This is a genomic window from Streptomyces sp. PsTaAH-137 (assembly GCF_003259365.1).
In the GTDB taxonomy this organism is placed as follows: Bacteria; Actinomycetota; Actinomycetes; order Streptomycetales; family Streptomycetaceae; genus Streptomyces.
In genome coordinates, this window is sequence record NZ_QLLY01000011.1 from 224,592 (window position 1) to 241,176 (window position 16,585).

The 16,585-nt window shown below is 72.8% G+C and carries 16 protein-coding genes; 6 read left to right on the forward strand and 10 right to left on the reverse strand.

Annotation, left to right across the window (positions count from 1 at the left end; genetic code table 11):
- Window positions 1-7 precede the first annotated feature (7 nt).
- The gene (locus K377_RS25035) at window positions 8-1,180 is read right to left on the reverse strand and encodes an alanine--tRNA ligase-related protein (RefSeq protein WP_111665749.1); all 1,173 of its coding nucleotides are present in this window, start codon (window positions 1,178-1,180) and stop codon (window positions 8-10) included.
- Window positions 1,181-1,524: 344 nt separating this feature from the next.
- Here K377_RS25035 and K377_RS25045 point away from each other — a divergent pair, with 344 nt between their 5' ends.
- Both K377_RS25045 and K377_RS25050 read left to right on the forward strand, forming a co-directional pair.
- Window positions 1,525-2,370, forward strand: coding sequence for an ATP-binding protein (locus tag K377_RS25045; protein ID WP_146614757.1), 846 nt, complete (start codon window positions 1,525-1,527; stop codon window positions 2,368-2,370).
- Window positions 2,367-2,846 carry a DUF6314 family protein gene (locus K377_RS25050; protein ID WP_111665752.1) on the forward strand — a complete coding sequence of 160 codons (480 nt, stop codon included), beginning with the start codon at window positions 2,367-2,369 and terminating at the stop codon, window positions 2,844-2,846. Before K377_RS25045 ends, K377_RS25050 begins: the two co-directional genes overlap by 4 nt.
- Here K377_RS25050 and K377_RS25055 read toward each other — a convergent pair.
- The 3 genes from K377_RS25055 to K377_RS25065 form a co-directional block, all read right to left on the reverse strand.
- The gene (locus K377_RS25055; protein WP_111665753.1) at window positions 2,791-3,372 is read right to left on the reverse strand and encodes a histidine phosphatase family protein; all 582 of its coding nucleotides are present in this window, start codon (window positions 3,370-3,372) and stop codon (window positions 2,791-2,793) included. The genes K377_RS25050 and K377_RS25055 overlap by 56 nt on opposite strands.
- Window positions 3,373-3,476: 104 nt before the next feature.
- A complete protein-coding gene (locus K377_RS25060) occupies window positions 3,477-3,941 on the reverse strand; it encodes a GNAT family N-acetyltransferase (protein WP_111665754.1) in 465 nt (154 codons plus the stop codon).
- Between the two features lie 18 nt (window positions 3,942-3,959).
- Window positions 3,960-5,411, reverse strand: coding sequence for a PLP-dependent aminotransferase family protein (locus K377_RS25065; RefSeq protein ID WP_111665755.1), 1,452 nt, complete (start codon window positions 5,409-5,411; stop codon window positions 3,960-3,962).
- Here K377_RS25065 and K377_RS25070 point away from each other — a divergent pair.
- Together K377_RS25070 and K377_RS25075 are read left to right on the forward strand one after the other, a co-directional pair.
- A complete protein-coding gene (locus K377_RS25070) occupies window positions 5,410-6,366 on the forward strand; it encodes a DMT family transporter (protein WP_111665756.1) in 957 nt (318 codons plus the stop codon). The genes K377_RS25065 and K377_RS25070 overlap by 2 nt on opposite strands.
- Window positions 6,367-6,446: 80 nt before the next feature.
- Window positions 6,447-6,644 carry a DUF1918 domain-containing protein gene (locus K377_RS25075; protein ID WP_111665757.1) on the forward strand — a complete coding sequence of 66 codons (198 nt, stop codon included), beginning with the start codon at window positions 6,447-6,449 and terminating at the stop codon, window positions 6,642-6,644.
- Here K377_RS25075 and K377_RS25080 read toward each other — a convergent pair.
- On the reverse strand, window positions 6,628-7,857 hold the full coding sequence (locus tag K377_RS25080) for a glycoside hydrolase family 10 protein (protein WP_111665758.1): 1,230 nt from the start codon (window positions 7,855-7,857) through the stop codon (window positions 6,628-6,630). The genes K377_RS25075 and K377_RS25080 overlap by 17 nt on opposite strands.
- A 198-nt stretch (window positions 7,858-8,055) precedes the next feature.
- Here K377_RS25080 and K377_RS25085 point away from each other — a divergent pair, with 198 nt between their 5' ends.
- Entirely contained in the window at window positions 8,056-8,916 is an 861-nt protein-coding gene (locus tag K377_RS25085; protein WP_111665830.1) for a 3-hydroxybutyryl-CoA dehydrogenase, read from the forward strand.
- A 214-nt stretch (window positions 8,917-9,130) separates the two neighbouring features.
- Window positions 9,131-9,388: a hypothetical protein gene (locus tag K377_RS25090; protein WP_111665759.1), complete on the forward strand. Its 258-nt coding sequence runs from the start codon at window positions 9,131-9,133 to the stop codon at window positions 9,386-9,388.
- Between the two features lie 23 nt (window positions 9,389-9,411).
- Here the strand turns inward: K377_RS25090 and K377_RS25095 are convergent, their stop codons facing one another.
- The 5 genes from K377_RS25095 to pheS all read right to left on the reverse strand — a co-directional run bounded on the left by K377_RS25095 (window position 9,412) and on the right by pheS (window position 16,533).
- Window positions 9,412-9,942: an NUDIX hydrolase gene (locus K377_RS25095; protein ID WP_111665760.1), complete on the reverse strand. Its 531-nt coding sequence runs from the start codon at window positions 9,940-9,942 to the stop codon at window positions 9,412-9,414.
- A 73-nt stretch (window positions 9,943-10,015) separates the two neighbouring features.
- Window positions 10,016-11,356 (reverse strand): transcriptional regulator, encoded by a 1,341-nt coding sequence (locus K377_RS25100; protein ID WP_111665761.1) that lies wholly within the window; start codon window positions 11,354-11,356, stop codon window positions 10,016-10,018.
- A 261-nt stretch (window positions 11,357-11,617) separates the two neighbouring features.
- Entirely contained in the window at window positions 11,618-12,640 is a 1,023-nt protein-coding gene (locus tag K377_RS25105; RefSeq protein ID WP_111665831.1) for a PP2C family protein-serine/threonine phosphatase, read from the reverse strand.
- A gap of 234 nt (window positions 12,641-12,874) precedes the next feature.
- On the reverse strand, window positions 12,875-15,397 hold the full coding sequence (gene pheT, locus K377_RS25110; RefSeq protein ID WP_111665762.1) for a phenylalanine--tRNA ligase subunit beta: 2,523 nt from the start codon (window positions 15,395-15,397) through the stop codon (window positions 12,875-12,877).
- The gene (pheS, locus tag K377_RS25115; RefSeq protein WP_111665763.1) at window positions 15,397-16,533 is read right to left on the reverse strand and encodes a phenylalanine--tRNA ligase subunit alpha; all 1,137 of its coding nucleotides are present in this window, start codon (window positions 16,531-16,533) and stop codon (window positions 15,397-15,399) included. The genes pheT and pheS overlap by 1 nt, the downstream gene beginning before the upstream one ends.
- Window positions 16,534-16,585: the final 52 nt, after the last annotated feature.

Consider the following 16,585-nt stretch of genomic DNA (forward strand, 5'->3'; position numbering starts at 1 on the left):
CGAATCCCTAGCGCTCGCCGCGCAGTCCCCGGACGAGGTCGCGCGGCAGGCCGTGCGTGTCGTGCAGGTAGTGCAGGTCCTCCTCGGTGAGCGGGCCGCGGAAGCGCGGCCGGTCGAGCACCTTGCGGCCGGTGTCCAGGAGCCGGCGGAAGCGGCGCTCTTCGTCGAGCAGCACGCGGCGCACCCGCTCGGTGTCGGTGTCCTGGCGGAAGTGGTCGCGGGTGTGCTCGATCAGCTCGACCGGCAGATCGCCGAGGTGCCGGCCGGGGTCGTCGCGCCACAGCGTGGTGAGGACACGGCGGACGAGCCGGCGCAGGACGTAACCGCGTCCCGTGGCGCCCGGCAGGACGCCGTCGCCGAGCACCACCAGGGCCGAGCGGAGGTGGTCGGTGACAAGCCGCGTCGACGTCTCGTCCAGCGGGCCCCACAGTCCGGGCAGCCGCTCCCGCCACGGGGTGAAGACGTCGCAGTCGAAGACCGAGGTGCGGCCCTGCAACAGCGTGGCGAGCCGTTCCAGGCCGAGCCCGGTGTCGACGTTGGGGCGGGGCAGCGGCACGAGGGAGCCGTCGGGCAGGCCGCGGTACCGCATCGACACGTGGTTCCACACCTCCACCCAGCGCTCGTCCCGGGTGGGGGTCGAGCGGGGCGGGGTGTCCCCCGTCCACAGGAAGATCTCCGAGTCGGGGCCGCACGGCCCGGTCGGACCGCCGGACCACCAGTTGTCGTCGACGGTCGGCTCGACCGGGACGCCGAGCCGCTGCCAGGTCTCCAGCGAGTCGGTGTCGGGTCCGCTGCGCTCGTCGCCGCCGAACACGGTGGCGTGCAGCCGTCCCGGGTCGATGCCGAACCCCTCGGTGAGCAGCCCGTGTCCCCATTCCAGGCTGCGCGGCAGCCCGTAGTCGCCGAGCGACCAGGTGCCGAGCATCTCGAAGACGGTCAGATGCGTGAGGTCGCCCACCTCGTCCAGGTCGGTGGTGCGCAGACAGCGCTGGACGTTGACGAGGCGGGTCCCAAGGGGATGCGGGCGGCCCTCCAGATACGGGGTGAGGGGATGCATGCCCGACGTCGTGAACAGGACCGGGTCGCCGGGCGGCGGCAGCAGCGTGGACCCGGTGATCCGGCGGTGGCCGCGCTCCTCGAAGTACTCGACGAAGGTACGCAGGACGGTCTCGGTGTCCATGGGGGCTCCTCGGGGTGGGTGCGTGCGGCGGCGCCGGAGGACGGTGCGCGCGATCACCGGGAGCGGGGGAAAGAGCCCTGGGAAGTCATCGGCGTACCGTTTCCGGTCGCCGAGAAGAGAAGAAGTCAGGCGGCGGCAACCGGCGAGCTGGTCGCTCGCGCGGTCGCGGTGGTGGTTCGGCCGATGACGTTCATGACATCGACGGTAACGCGGCGCCGGACGCGCACGCATCCGCTTTTCGGCGCAGGGGCGGTGGTTGCGCAGGAGCGCGCTCCACGGCTTACGGTCGAGGCCGTGTCCCTGTCAGCGCGTCCACGGAGGCAGTACGTGACCGGAAGGCCCGCATGCGGCGAACGGCTGCCCGGATGACGGACGTGCTCTGGCTGGGCGGGCCGCCCGGCGTCGGGAAGTCGACCGTCGCCGAGCGGCTGGCGCGCCGGTACGGGCTGCGCCGCTACCACGCGGACACCCGCACCTGGGCGCACCGGGATCGTGCGCTCGCCGCGCGGGTGCCGGCCGCCCTGCGGTTCGAGCGGCTCTCCCCCGCGGAGCGCTGGGCGGCGCCCGTCGACGAGCTGTACGCGATGGCGCTGCACCACGAGCGCGGCCCGATGGTCGCGGACGACGTACGGTCCCTGCCGCCGACGCCGCTCACGATCGCCGAGGGCACGGTGATCACCCCGCGCCTGGCCGACGCGCTCCCCGGCCGGGCCGCGCTGTGGCTGCTGCCGACCCCCGAACTCCTCGAAGAGCGGCTGGCGGAAAGGGAGTTGGCACCTGGCCCGCTCGCCCTCTACCGCCGTCTCGCCGAGGTCGTCGAGGACGAGGTACGCGCGTCAGGGGCGCCCTTCCTCAGGATCGACGGCGGGACGGACACCGTGCGGGCGGTCGAGGAGCGCTGGGCCCCGCACTTGGCCGCGGGCCCGCACGCCGCCGGCCGGGAGGAGCGCCGGGCCCTGCTGCGCGAGGCGAACGCGGCGGTCGTCGCCCAGTACGACGGGTTCTTCGCCCGCCCCTGGGCGCCGGACGGACGGGACACGGCCGAGGCCGACTTCTCCTGCGCGTGCGGGGACACCACCTGCACAGACCGGGTCCGGCGCCGGATCGCGGCGTTCGACCCCGAAGAGGCAGGATGGGAGGCGACCGCGGACGGACAGCGGCGGGGGCACAGACAGGAGAAGCGCACGTGACGGATGAACTCCGGCCGGTTGCCGACGCGTTGGCGTTCCTGGCCGGGAGCTGGCAGGTGGAGCGGACGGTGCGGGATCTCGCCGCCGACGTCACCGGCACGTTCACCGGCACGACGGACTTCCTCCCGGACCCCGCGGAAGCGGGCACGCTGCTGCACGTCGAGTCGGGCAGCTTCACCTGGCGGGGCACGGCGCGCCCCGCCGAGCGGACGCTGCTCTACGTGCCGGGCGAGGAACCGGGCACCGCCGTCGTGCGCTTCGCCGACGGCCGCTTCTTCCACGGCCTCGATCTGCGCACCGGCCACCACGTGGCGGACCACCCGTGCTCGGCGGACCTCTACCGGGGCGAGTTCACGGTGTACGACGCCGGGCGCTGGCGGACCGTGTGGCGGGTGAAGGGCCCGGCGAAGGACCTGGTCCTCACGACGGACTACCGGCGCCGAGCCGCAACCCCCAGCGGCCCGGCCGGCCGTTGACGGTGGCCGTCGACAGCGGCGGCACATCGATGTTCCAGTACGTCGACGGGGGCGCCTTCAGCGCGTAGACGAGCACGGCGCGGACCACCGACGGCTCGGCGATCGCCACGATCCGGGTGCCGTCGTCGGCGGGCCGGGTGTCCAGCCACGCGCCGACCCGGGCGATGAAGGCGAGCAGCGGCTCCCCGCCGTGCGGCGCCGCGCGGGGGTCGGCCAGCCAGCGGTCGACGGCGGCCGGTTCGACGGCCGTCACCTCGGACAGGGTGCGGCCCCGCCAGCGGCCCATGTCGCAGTCGCGCAGGGCGGGCTGGACCAGCGGGGCGAGGCCGAGCGCGTCGCCGGTGGCGCGGCTGCGCGGGGTCGGCGAGCAGTAGCGCAGCTCGGCGGCGGCCAGCGGGCCGAACCCGGGCGCGGCGCGCAGCACCTCGTACCAGCCCGCGTGGTCGAGCGGCCGGTCGTCGTCGAAGCGCTCGGTGAGCAGGGAGGAGCTGCGCGCGGCCGCGAGGAGTGTGACGCTGAGCTGCATGCCTGATCGTGTAACCGGCCGGTAGTGCCGGTCAAGGGTTCACTCCCGGTTCACAGGCAGCGTGACCGGGCCCCGCGATCAGGGCCCGTGATCGGGCCGTGGGATCAGGAGCGTACGGCCGGGTCGTAGTAGTGCACCATCCACTGGGCCGGCTCCGGCAGCGGCTGGAAACCGGCCTGCGCGTACACGCCGTGCGCGTCGCTGGTGGCGAGCAGGACGCGGCGGACGCCGAGCGGCCGTAGGTGTTCGCGGACGGCCACGACGAGGGCCTTGCCGAGTCCCTTGCCGCGCACGGAGCGGTCCACGTACACGTCGCAGAGCCAGGCGAAGGTCGCCGAGTCCGTCACGACCCGCGCATAGGCGACCTGCTCGCCCGAAGCGGCGTCGTACGCACCGAAGTTGAGGGATCCCGCGAGCGCCGCGTCCTGTGTCTCGCGCGGGCGGCCCTCGGCCCAGTACGTGTCGGTGGAGAGCCAGTGGTGGACGCGGGCGGCGTCGATGCGCGCGGGGTCGACGGAGATCTCGTACCCGTCGGGAAGCGGTGCCGTCGGCACGGAGGTTGCTGACATGGGCGGGATCGTCGCACGTCACACCGGATCCGGTCGATCCCGTTTCCGCTCGTCCCAGGCCGTCGCGAGGCGTCGCACCCCTTCGGTGATCTCCGCGGTGCTCGCCACGGCGACGAAGCCGAACCGGAGGTACGGGGCCGGTGGCTCGGCCGCGAAGTAGGGGCGGCCGGGCGCGACGGCGACGCCCGCCCGCAGCGCGGCCGTGACCAATCCGCGCTCGTCCGTGCCGTCGGGCAGCCGCGCCCACAGGTGGTAGCCGCCCGCCGGGATGTGCGGCAGTACGAGCTCGGGCAGCCGCTCGGTGACGGCGGCGGCCATCAGATCGCGTCGGCGCCGCAACTCGGCGGCCACCGTGCGCAGATGGCGGGGCCAGGCGGGCGAGCCGACGAGTTCGAGGGTGGCCTCCTGGAGCGGGCGCGGCACGAAGAGATGGTCGACGACCTGGATGGCGCGCAGCCGTTCCAGGACCGGACCGCGCGCGGCGAGCGCGCTGATGCGCAGGCTCGGTGACGTGGCCTTGGTGAGCGAGGAGACGTGCACGACGACCCCGTCGGCGTCGTCCGCCGCGAGCGGCCTGGGCAGCGGTCCGGCGTCCTCGTGGGCGAGGCGGCGCACGAAGTCGTCCTCGACGACGAAGGCCCCGGCCGCGCGGGCGATCCGCAGCACCTCAAGGCGGCGGTCCGGGGCGAGCACGGCGCCGGTCGGGTTCTGGAACAGCGGCTGGCAGACGAAGAGCCGGGCGCCCGAGGCCCTGAAGGCCTGTTCGAGGAGGTCGGGGCGGACTCCGTCGCGGTCGACAGGGACCGGGACCGGACGCAGCCCGGCGGCCCGCGCGATCGCCAGCATGCCGGGGTACGTGGGCGATTCCACCAGGACCGGCGCCCCGGGAGGCGCGAGCGCGCGCAAGGCGGTGACCAGAGCCGACTGTCCGCCGGAGGTGATCAGCACCTCGGCGTCGGTGACGGCTCCGCCGATGCCGCGCGCGAACCACTCCCGCAGCTCGGGCAGTCCTTCGACGGGCGGGCGCGACCAGGCGCCGGGGCGGCGGCCCGCACGGGCGAGCGCGGCGGACAGGGCGGCGCCGGGTTGCAGCACCTCGTGCAGATAGCCGCCGTTGAACTCGATCACCCCGGGCGGCGGCGCGGCCAGCGTGACCAGGACGCCGGACGCGTCGACGGTGCGCGGTACGCCCTCGGCGGCGCCCTCGGCGCTGAGCGCGACCTCCTGCCACGAGGTGTCTCCGGCCGGGGCGGCCACGCGCGCGGCGGCCTTGAAGGCGCCCGCGCCGGGCCGGGTCACCACGAGCCCTTCGGCGGCGAGCTGCGCGAGGGCCCGCGACACCGTCACGGGGCTGACCCTGAACCGCTCCACGAGCACCCTGCTCGACGGCAGCTTCTCGTGATCGGAGTAGCGGTTCAGCTCGCTCCTCAGCCGTTTCACCAACTCTTCGACGCTGCTACCGTGTTGCATGAAGGCTGAGAATAGCGCTACTGACCAGACGGCGATAGCGGTCGGCGGTCCGCCGGATCCCGCGCCCCCTGCCGGCCCCCCGGCCGCCGCACCGGGCGGCAGAGTGCGGGGCACCGTCCTGGCGGCCCTCGGCGTCGTCACGTTCTCGCTCACCTTCCCGTCCACCGCGTGGGGCCTCGAAGGCTTCGGGCCGTGGTCGCTGGTGGGCGTGCGCAGCGTGCTCGCGGCGGTGATCGCGGGCGCGGGGCTGCTCATCCTGCGCGTGAGGGTGCCCGAGCGCCGCCACTGGAGCGGGCTCGCCGTCGTCGGCGCCGGAGTCGTCCTCGGCTTCCCGCTGCTCACGACGCTCGCGCTCCGGACGGCGACGACCGCGCACTCCGCCGTCGTCGTCGGCCTGCTGCCGCTGACCACGGCCGCGTGCTCGGCCCTGCGCACCGGGGCCAGGCCCTCGCGCACCTTCTGGATCGCGGCGTGCGCGGGCGCCGTCGCGGTGGTGGCCTTCACCGTGCAGCAGAGCGGCGGCACCCTGACCCGCGCCGATGTCTACCTCTTCGGCGCGCTGCTGGTCTGCGCCGCCGGGTACACCGAGGGCGGCCGGCTCGCCGGTCTCATGCCGGGCTGGCAGGTCATCGCCTGGGCGCTGGTGCTGTGCCTGCCGGTCACGGCGACCGGGGCGGCCGTCGCGCTGTCGGCCGAGCCGGTGCGCCTCACCGCGCACGCCGTCATCGGTCTCGTCTGGGTGGCGGCCGTCTCGACCTTCCTCGGCCTGCTCCTCTGGTACCGGGGCATGAGCCTCATCGGCATTCCCAGGGCCAGCCAACTCCAGCTCGCCCAGCCGCTGTTGACGCTGGTCTGGTCGGTCCTGCTGCTGGGCGAGACGCTGTCGGTGGCGGCGCCGGTCACCGCAGCGGCGGTCCTGGTGTGCATCGCCGTCACCCAGCGGGCCCGTGGCTAGGACGCGCCCCAAAAGGGACAACTCCCGCGTCCCGCCGTAGACTTGCCCCCATCACAGGCAGGGCGAGGGGGGCACTCCTGATGCAGGCATCCGCAGGCGACCAGCTCGTGGTGCACGGCCGGATCGTCGGGCAGCACGACCGGGTCGCCCAGATCGTCGAAGTGCTGGGGGCGAACGGCTCGCCGCCGTTCCGTGTCCGCTTCGAGGACGGCCACGAGGCCATCATGTCGCCGGGCCCGGACGCGGTCGTGCGGCACACGCTCAAGAATCCGGAGTGACCCGGCGGGTGTAGTGGTCGGCGACGACCCGGGCCATCGCCCCGATCCGGTCCTCCCCGGCCTCCTTGGCGGAGAAGTAGATGTGCCCGCGCACCTCGCGGTGACTGTCCGCGAACGTGAGGTGCCGGGACAGCTCGGCCGGGTCCTGCCAGGCTGCGGCCTGCGCGGGATCACCCGCCTTGTACAGCGCCTCACCGATGTACAGCCGCACTCCGGTCCCCCGGACCGCGTCGGCCCACCAGGGCACGAGCTTCGCGTAGTCGGCGGCCGCGAAGCCGATGTTCCAGTACACCTGCGGGGCGATGTAGTCGATCCATCCCTCGCGGACCCACGTGAGGGTGTCGGCGTGCAGGTCGTCGTAGGTCTGCACGCCCGCCGTGGTGTCCGAGCCCCGCGGGTCCGTCGCCCTGTTGCGCCACACCGCGAACGGGCTGATCCCGAACCGCACGCCGGGCCGCGCCTTCTTGATGCGCCCCGCCGTCTCCCGTACGAGCCGGTCGATGTTGTCCCGCCGCCAGGCCGCCTTGTCGGCGAACCCGGCGCCGTGCGCGGCGAACGTGGCGTCGTCGTCGAAGGTCTGGCCGGGCACGGGATACGGGTAGAAGTAGTCGTCGAAGTGCACGGCGTCGACGGCGTACTTGCGCACCGCGTCGACCATCGCGTCCTGCACGAACCGGCGGACCTCGGGCAGGCCCGGGTTGTAGTACAGCTTCCCGCCGTACGGCACGATCCACTCCGGGTGGAGCCGGGCCGGATGCGTGGGCACGAGCCGGGTGGGGTCCGTGTGATTGGCCACGCGGTACGGGTTGAACCAGGCGTGCAGTTCGAGACCGCGCCGGTGCGCCTCCGTCACGGCGGTGCCCAGCGGGTCCCAGCCCGGATCCTTGCCCTGGACCCCGGTGAGCACCTCCGACCACGGCTCGTACGGGGACGGCCACAGCGCGTCGGCCGCCGGGCGCACCTGGAAGACCACCGCGTTCAGCCGGCGGGCGACGGCCGTGTCGAGGTGGGCGAGGAGTTCGGCCCGCTGCGCGGAGGCGGTGAGGCCGGGCTTCGAGGGCCAGTCCCGGTTCGCGACGCTCGCCAGCCACATCCCCCGCAGGGCGGGCCCGCGCCGCGGCACGGGGTCACCGGCCACCGCGTCCCCGGCCGTCACCCCCGCCAGCGTCAGCGCGGCACCCAGCGTGAAGACTCGGCGTGACATACGTCCCATGGATCCCCCCGAATTCCCGTGCAACTGTGAGTCCCCATATAAACAGCCGTTAACCCGGACTCCACCCCTCCCATGTCTACGGGGTAACGTGCAGATCCGGAACCCCCTGGAAACGTATCCGGATCTCTGTTCCGGCACCCCCGGACAGACCCGGATGAAGCACGACGAATCATCGAAAGGCACGAGGTGACGGACGCCTTGACTGACATCACACGCGTCGGAGTGGTGGGCTGTGGCCAGATGGGCGCCGGCATCGCGGAGGTCTGCGCCCGCAGCGGCCTCGACGTGATGGTCGCGGAGACCACCGGCGAGGCCCTGGAGATCGGCCGCACCCGGCTGCTCAACTCCCTCGCGAAGGCGGCCGAGCGCGGCAAGATCACCGAGACGGAGCTGGCGGAGACGCAGGCCCGGCTGACCTTCACCACGGATCTGGGCGAGTTCGCCGACCGCGACCTCACCATCGAGGCCGTCGTGGAGAACGAGCAGGTCAAGACGGAGATCTTCCAGGTCCTCGACCAGGTCGTGACCCGCCCCGACGCGATCCTCGCCTCGAACACCTCCTCCATCCCGCTGGTGAAGCTGGCCGTGGCGACGTCCCGCCCGGACCATGTCATCGGCATCCACTTCTTCAACCCGGCCCCGGTGCAGAAGCTCGTCGAGCTGATCCCGGCCCTGACCACGTCCGAGGGCACGATCAGCCGCGCCCAGGCGCTGGTCGAGAAGATCCTCGGCAAGCACGCGATCCGCGCCCAGGACCGCTCGGGCTTCGTGGTGAACGCGCTGCTGGTGCCGTACCTCCTCTCCTCCATCCGCATGTTCGAGTCGGGCATCGCCAGCCGCGAGGACATCGACAACGGCATGGAGCTGGGCTGCGCCCACCCGATGGGCCCGCTCAAGCTGTCCGACCTGATCGGCCTCGACACGATCGTCTCCATCGCGGACTCGATGTACGCCGAGTACAAGGAGCCGCTGTACGCCGCTCCCCCGCTGCTCCAGCGGATGGTCGACGCGGGCCGGCTCGGCCGGAAGTCCGGATCGGGCTTCTACACGTACGTGTAGTTCCCGTCCGGGTGGCTCCCCACGCGGGGATCACTCAGCGTATTCGTACGGCGGGCCCGGTGTTCTTCGGAACACCGGGCCCGTTCGTTTCGCACGGGGTGCGTGCGCCTGACTCGCATATGCCCATCGCACACGCTCCCGCCGCGCCCACCAGGCGAGTTGACTTCCGTTGCGCACAACTAGGGATGTGACGACTACGGAAAGGAGCGGACTGGTGACCACCGACCCGGAGCATCCCGTGGTCTCGGAAGAATTCGCAGAGTTACGCCGCGTCTTCGAGGTCGGACTGACCCGCATCGACGGTGAACTGGCCCTGCTGGCCCACCGCGACGACCAGAACGTCAAGGATCAGGACGACCTCAACGCGCGGATCACCGCGTTGGAACACGCACGCTGGCCCCTGCCCACGGTCGCCGCACTGGCGGCGGTCGGAGCCCTCGCCATCGCGGTGTGGCAGGCGCTCGGGCACTAGGGGCCTGCCACGGCGGGAAAAGCTCAGCCGAGCCTGAGTTGGTGGAGCAGCAACAAGGCGGCCGCCATGTTGGCGGCCGGGACCTCGCCTCGGGCGAGCATGTCGGGGACGAGTTTGAGCGGGACCCATTCCCTGCGGTCCGACTCGAAATCGTCCTGGGGGTGGCCGATGTACGTCGCTTCGTCGGTCCAGTAGATGTGGTGCCGGGCGTCCGTCAGACCGTTGCACGGTTCGACGCTCATCAGGTGCCGCAGCGGTCCCGGCCGCCAGCCGGTCTCCTCCTCCAGTTCTCGGGCGGCCGCGTACGCGATGTCCTCGCCGTCCTCGACGACGCCTGCGGCGAGCTCCCAGCCCCAGCTGTCGGTGATGAAGCGGTGCCTCCACAGCAGGAGCACCTCGTCCGCGTCGTTGACCACCGTCGCGACCGCCACCGGGCGCAGCCGGATCAGGAAGTGGTCGAGGTGCGCGCCGTTCGGTAGTTCGACATCTGCCAGGTTGACGCTGAACCACCGGTTTTCATACACAGTTTGTTCGTTCTGTTTCGTCCACTGCACGGTTCTGCCACCTTCCGTCGAGTTGATGGCAATATCGCAGCAGTGGGCGTGGTCGAGCGCCCCGCGAAAGGGCTCAGAGCGGTACGCGCAGCGCCCCGTCGATGAGTTCGGCGGCTTCCGCCGTGCCGGCGCAGCCGCTGCGCACCAGGTGCTCGCGTACCGCCCGGAGCCTGTCGCGCAGCCGCTGGGACTCCATTCCCCTGGCGGCCTCGGCCATCTGCACGGCGGTCTCGACGGCCTGTTCGGTGTTCCCCTGTCTGAGCTGGATCTGGCTGAGGACGGCGAGCCGGTGGACGCGGCCGCGGTCGTGCGCGGGCGTGTGCACAGCCTCGGTGGCGTGCTCCTTGGCGCCGGCGTAGTCGCCGAGGCTCAACAGGGCTTCCGCCACCTGTACGTTGACGAACCCCGGCTGGACGTACCCCGTCTCGTCCGGCTCGTGACCGCGCCGGATCCGGTCGGCCGCGGACTCGGCACGCCGGATGCACTCCAGGGCGCTGGTGCCGTCGCCGAGGTGGGCGTACGCCTTGGCCTGCATCGCGTAGAGGTCCGATGCCAGGGCGGGGGTGATGTGCCGGCCCGCCGCCCGCAGCGCGGCCTCCGCGAAGGCGACCGCCTGCCGGTACTCGCGCATGTGCAGCGACTGGTTGACCAGCAGCGCTATGACGTAGGCGCCGAGGCCGCGGTCCGCGCTCGCCTTGGCGAGCCGCAGGGCCTGGTGGAAGTAGCGCTGGGCGAGCCCGTGCGCGTCGGAGTCGTAGGCGCAGATGCCCGCGATGGCCACCAGTCCGCCGGTGGCCCGGTGCAGATCGCGTCCCGTCTCGTCCGTGTAGCTGCCGCGCAGCAGCGGCGCCGCCTCGGTGTTGAGGAAACCGACGATGCGGACCCTGGTCGCGATGCCGCCCGCCTTGCGGTACATCTGCTCGTAGTGCGTACGGGCCGAGCGCATCAGCTCCAGGTCGGCGAGGCTGACCTGGTGGCGGCCGCCGCGCGAGACGTCGGTGTCCTCCGGCGGGTTCTCCCACTCCCACACCGGCATCACGGCCGGGGTGCCGGTGACCGCGGGGGCGTCCAGGATGTGCCGGCGCTGCTGCTGGTCCGAGCGCCACAGCGCGGTGGCCCGCTCCACGAACCCGGAGAGGGTGCCGTTGTGCGGGACGGCCGGCTCGCCGGGGATGCCGAGGCCGATGTCGTCGAGGGTGACGTGCCGCTGGAGACGGGCGGCCAGCACCTCGCAGATCAGGTCGGGCACCTGGCCGCGCGGCCGCTGCCCCTTCAACCACCGCGCCACGGCGGTGTGTTCGTATCTCAGGGCGAGCCCGCGGGCCTTGCCCGCCTGGTTCACATGAGCGGCGAGGCCCGCGTGGGAGACCCCGGCCTCGTCGAGGATCGCGTCGAGCAGGGTGTTGGGCTGCATGGATGCCCTCCGATTGGCTCGGTACGGCCAGCGTAATGGAGGGGGCTTCACACGGGGTGTGATCGGAATGCCCAACTCCGCCACGAAAGCACTCTGTTGTGGCTGGTTTCCACCCGGTTGACTGAACTGCCTCGCAAAGAGGCCGGCCGGGCCGCCGGCTCCCCCTCGTACAGCGCGGCGGCCCGCACCCGCGCCGTCCGCCCGCCCGTCTGCCCGACACTCCACGGCGGGCGGACGGCGCGCCCCGGAGAGGCGGTGGTGTCAGGGAACCTTGTGCACGGTGCGCCCCAGGGGGTCCCCGTGCTGGACCGGAACGCGCCTGCGGTCGTTGCGCAGCACCAGCAGCGCCGCGTCGTCGCCGGGCGGGCCACCGATGTGCCGCAGCAGCCGGGCGTACACGGCGTGCACCACGGCGGTCGGCACGACGGTGCCCGGCCGCAGGACCTCGGCGAGCGCGTCCCCGAACGGGAAGAACCGGCCGCGCGCGTCGCGGGCGTCCTCGATGCCGTCGGTGTGCAGCAGCAGGCCCTCCCCCGGCAGGATCCGCCCGCACCGCACCGGCGCGAGCTCGGACGGCAGCGGGAACGGTCCGAGGGGCGGCAGCGGATCGCCGCCGGTCAGCTGCTCGGCGCGGCGCACCGCGCCCGGGCGCAGCAGATACGGCCAGGGGTGACCGCAGTTGAGCGCGTGCACGGCGCCGTCCTGCCGGATCTCCAGGAGCAGGACGGTCACGAACTCCTCGGCGAGCGGGTTCTCGGGTTCGCCGCCCCCGGCGGCGGGATGTTCGTCGCGCGAGCGCTGGCGCAGATGCCGGGCGTGGGCGCGCTCCAACCGGCGCAGCACACCGCCGAGTTCGCTCTCGTCGTGGGCGGCCTCGCGGAAACTGCCGAGGACGGCGCCGACGGTGGCGAGCGCGGCGAGGCCGTGTCCGCGGACGTCGCCCATGACGATCCGTACGCCGTGGTCGGTGGCCACGACGTCGTACAGGTCGCCGCCGATGCTGGCCCCGCGGTCGGCGGAGAGCTGGCCCGCCGCGAGCGCGAGCCCGTCGAGCCGCGGCGGCAGCGGCCGCAGCAGCACGGACTGGGCGGCACCGGCGACCGCCCGCATCTGCCGCAGCTCCCGCAGCAGGCCGTGGCGGGCGTGGAGTATCAGCCCGGTGCCCACCACGAAGAAGACGGCGCTGCTGACGATCCGCGCGCCCAGGCCGGTCTGCTGGGCGAGCGGGCAGGCGAACTTGTACGAGATGGCGACGGCGCCCCAGACGGTGGGCAGCCCCAGCATCAGCACCCGCCGGAATCGTCGGGGGTCTCGGATACGCGCCCTGGTCTCAGAACGAAACATGCCGACGGCCCCTCTAAAGGGTGTTGCACACGAAAAGGGTGTTGCACACGGCCGCAATGATTGTTGCGACCTGCCGTGGCGCGCGGCTGGGATCACCGCGATACCTCACCCGAACGAGTGAGGGGCACACTCAGTGTCCCGGGTGTGCCCCTCACGGGCTTGCTGCCTGCGCGGTTACGCCCCGCGCAGCACCGCGCCCGCGCTCTCGGCGGCCTGGGCGACCGCGGCGTCGCGGGCGGCGCTGGCCTCCTCGACCGTCAGGGTGCGGTCACCGGCACGGAAGCGCAGCGCGTACGCGAGGGACTTCTTGCCCTCGCCGAGCTGCTCCGCGTTCTCGTACACGTCGAACAGGCGGATGCCCTCCAGGAGCTCACCGGCGCCGACGCGCAGGTAGTGCTCCACGGCGGCGGCCGGGACGTCCTTGTCGACGACGAGCGCGACGTCCTGGGTGGCCACCGGGAACGTGGAGATGCGGGGCGCCTCGACGGCACCGTCGCTCGCCTGCTCCAGGAGGTCCAGGTCCAGCTCCATCGCGCTGGTGCGGGCCGGCAGGCCGAGCGCCTTGACGACGCGCGGGTGCAGCTCACCGGCGTGACCGGCGAGGGTCTTCACCCCGTCGATGATCACGTACAGCGCGGCGCAGCGGCCCGGGTGCCACGGCTCGTGCTGGTCCTGGTCGACCGCGAGCTCGACATTGGCCTCCCGCGCGACGACGCGGGCGGCCTCGACGGCGTCGGCCCAGGTCGACGGGTGGCCCTTGCCCCACCAGCCGGCCTGCTCGCGGGCGCCCGCGAGGACGACGGCGACGCGGCGCGGCTGGGCCGGGAGCGCGCTGGTCAGCTCGGCGATCTCGGCGTCCGTGGGACGGCGGTCGACGGGCAGCCGGACGGCCTTGTGCTCGTCGCCGGTCGGCCGGAAGACCAGGCCGGTCTCGAAGAGCGCCAGGTCGTGGCTGCCGCGTCCGTCGTTGCGGCGCAGCGCGCCGAGCAGGCCCGGCAGCAGCGTCGTACGGAGCGAGGGCTCCTCGTCGGAGAGCGGGTTGACCAGCTCGACGGTGGTGCGGCGCGGGTCGTCGGCGGCCAGGCCCAGCTGGTCGAGGACGGCCTGCCCGATGAACGGGTAGTTCAGGGCCTCGACGTAGCCGGCGCCGGCGAGCGCGCGGCCGACGCGGCGGTGCACCCGCTGGCGCTCGGTGAGGCCGCGGCCGGCCGGGGGCTTCGGCAGGGTCGAGGGCAGGTTCTCGTAGCCCTCGAGCCGGATGACCTCTTCGGCCAGGTCGTTCGGGTCGGTCAGGTCGGGGCGCCAGGACGGCACCGAGACGACCAGCTCGTCCTGCCCGTAGACGTCGCAGCCGACCTCCTGGAGGCGGCGCACGACGGTCTCCCGGCCGTAGGCCACACCCGCGACCTTGTCCGGGTGGTCGGCCGGGATGGTGAGGGTGCGCGGGGCGCCCGGGGCGATGACCTCGGTGACGCCCTCCTCGGCGGTGCCGCCCGCGAGCAGCACCAGCAGGTCGACGACGCGCTGGGCGGCGGCCGACGTGGCCTGCGGGTCGACGCCGCGCTCGAAGCGCTTGGCGGCCTCGGAGGACAGCTTGTGGCGGCGCGCGGCGCGGGCGATCGTGATCGCGTCGAAGTGCGCGGCCTCGATGACGACGTCGGTGGTCCCGGCGCCCTCGGCATCGTCGGAGGGGTCACCGATCTCGGTGTTGGCGCCGCCCATGACACCGGCGAGGCCGATCGGCCCGCGGTCGTCGGTGATGACCAGGTCCTCGGCGTCGAGCGTGCGCTTGGTGCCGTCGAGCGTGGTGAGCTTCTCGCCCTGCTCGGCCCGGCGCACGCCGATCGTGCCCTGGACGAGGGAGCGGTCGTACGCGTGCAGGGGCTGGCCCAGCTCCAGCATCACGTAGTTCGTGACGTCCACGGCGAGCGAGATCGGCCGCATGCCGGCCTTCTGGAGGCGGCGCTGGAGCCAGATCGGCGAGCGGGCCTCGGGGTGCAGCCCCGTGACGGTGCGGGCGGTGAAGCGGTCGCAGGCGATCGGGTCGGCGACCTTGACCGGGTAGCCGTGCGCGTTCGGCGCGGGGACGTCCAGGAGGGCCGGGTCGCGCAGCGGCAGGCCGTAGGCGATGGCGGTCTCGCGGGCGATGCCGCGCAGCGACAGGCAGTAGCCGCGGTCGGGCGTGACGGCGATGTCCAGGACCTCGTCCACCAGCTCCAGGAGCTCGATGGCGTCGGTGCCGGCCTCGTGCTCCGGCGGCAGCACGATGATGCCGTGCGTGCCGTCGTCGCCCATGCCCAGCTCGTCGGTGGAGCAGATCATGCCGTGCGAGGTCTTGCCGTACGTCTTGCGCGCGGCGATCGCGAAGCCGCCGGGCAGCTCGGCGCCGGGCAGCACGACGACGACCTTGTCGCCGACCGCGAAGTTGCGGGCGCCGCAGACGATCTCCTGCGGCTCGCCCGTGCCGTTGGCGGTGCCGACGTCGACGGTGCAGAACCGGATCGGCTTCTTGAAGCCCTCCAGCTCCTCGATGGTGAGCACCTTGCCGACGACGAGGGGGCCCTTGAGGTCGGCGCCGAGCTGCTCGACGGTCTCGACCTCGAGGCCGACGCCGACCAGCTTGGCCTGCACGTCACGGCCGGTCTCGGTGGCGGGGAGATCGACGTACTCCCGCAGCCAGGAAAGCGGGACCCGCATCAGATCTCCATCCCGAACGGCCGGGTGAACCGGACGTCACCCTCGACCATGTCTCGCATGTCTTCGACGTTGTGGCGGAACATCAGCATCCGCTCGATGCCGAACCCGAAGGCGAATCCGCTGTACTTCTCGGGGTCGACGCCGCACGCGGTGAGCACGCGCGGGTTGACCATGCCGCAGCCGCCCAGCTCGATCCAGCCCTCGCTGCCGCAGGTGCGGCACGGACGGTCCGGGTTGCCGACGGACTCGCCGCGGCACACGTAGCAGACCATGTCCATCTCGGCGGACGGCTCGGTGAACGGGAAGTAGTTCGGGCGCAGCCGGGTCTTCATGCCGTCGCCGAAGAGCGCCTGGACCATGTGGTCGAGGGTGCCCTTGAGGTCGGCCATGGTCAGGCCCTCGTCCACGGCGAGCAGCTCGATCTGGTGGAAGACCGGGGTGTGCGTGGCGTCCAGCTCGTCGGTGCGGTAGACGCGGCCCGGGCAGACGACGTAGACCGGCGGCTCCCGGTCGAGCAGCGAGCGGGCCTGCACCGGAGAGGTGTGGGTGCGCAGCACGACGCCGGACTCGTCGCCGACGGTCTTCGCGCGGCCCTCGGGACCGGCGACGAAGAAGGTGTCCTGCATCTGCCGCGCCGGGTGGTCCGGCGTGAAGTTCAGGGCGTCGAAGTTGAACCACTCGGCCTCGACCTCGGGGCCCTCGGCGATCTCGTATCCCATGGACACGAAGACGTCCGCGACCCGCTCCATCATGGTCGTCAGCGGGTGGCGGGCACCGGCCGGCGTGCGGTCGTAGGGCAGCGTGACGTCCACGGCCTCCTCGACCAGGACGCGCGCGTCACGCTCGGCCTCCAGCTCCTCCTGGCGGGCGGCGAGGCCCCGGCCGACGGCGGCGCGGGCCTGTCCGACGAGCTTTCCGGCCGCAGCCTTGGCCTGCGGGGGCAGCGCGCCGATCTCGCGGTTGGCGAGCGACAGCGGCGACGTGCCGCCGGTGTGCGCGACCTTGGCCTCCTGAAGCGCGTCGAGCGAGTCCGCGGCGGCGAAGGCGGCGAGCGCCTCGTCCCGGACGCGCTCGATCTCTTCCGGTTTCAGTGCCTCGACCTCGACAGGGTCGTACGACTTGTTCGGTGCCGACATCTCTTCCCGTGCTTCCGTTTGTCCCCCAGCTACCACTGGGAGGCCCCTGGCT

Excerpts from the sequence above, each read along its gene's own strand:
- K377_RS25065 (WP_111665755.1), bottom strand. The coding sequence starts at position 5,411 with ATGCAACACGGTAGCAGCGTCGAAGAGTTGGTGAAACGGCTGAGGAGC.
- K377_RS25055 (WP_111665753.1), bottom strand. The coding sequence starts at position 3,372 with ATGCAGCTCAGCGTCACACTCCTCGCGGCCGCGCGCAGCTCCTCCCTG.
- K377_RS25075 (WP_111665757.1), top strand. The coding sequence starts at position 6,447 with ATGCAGGCATCCGCAGGCGACCAGCTCGTGGTGCACGGCCGGATCGTC.
- K377_RS25045 (WP_146614757.1), top strand. The coding sequence starts at position 1,525 with ATGCGGCGAACGGCTGCCCGGATGACGGACGTGCTCTGGCTGGGCGGG.
- K377_RS25060 (WP_111665754.1), bottom strand. The coding sequence starts at position 3,941 with ATGTCAGCAACCTCCGTGCCGACGGCACCGCTTCCCGACGGGTACGAG.
- K377_RS25100 (WP_111665761.1), bottom strand. The coding sequence starts at position 11,356 with ATGCAGCCCAACACCCTGCTCGACGCGATCCTCGACGAGGCCGGGGTC.
- K377_RS25070 (WP_111665756.1), top strand. The coding sequence starts at position 5,410 with ATGAAGGCTGAGAATAGCGCTACTGACCAGACGGCGATAGCGGTCGGC.
- K377_RS25080 (WP_111665758.1), bottom strand. The coding sequence starts at position 7,857 with ATGGGACGTATGTCACGCCGAGTCTTCACGCTGGGTGCCGCGCTGACG.
- pheS (WP_111665763.1), bottom strand. The coding sequence starts at position 16,533 with ATGTCGGCACCGAACAAGTCGTACGACCCTGTCGAGGTCGAGGCACTG.
- K377_RS25035 (WP_111665749.1), bottom strand. The coding sequence starts at position 1,180 with ATGGACACCGAGACCGTCCTGCGTACCTTCGTCGAGTACTTCGAGGAG.
- K377_RS25105 (WP_111665831.1), bottom strand. The coding sequence starts at position 12,640 with ATGCTGGGGCTGCCCACCGTCTGGGGCGCCGTCGCCATCTCGTACAAG.
- pheT (WP_111665762.1), bottom strand. The coding sequence starts at position 15,397 with ATGCGGGTCCCGCTTTCCTGGCTGCGGGAGTACGTCGATCTCCCCGCC.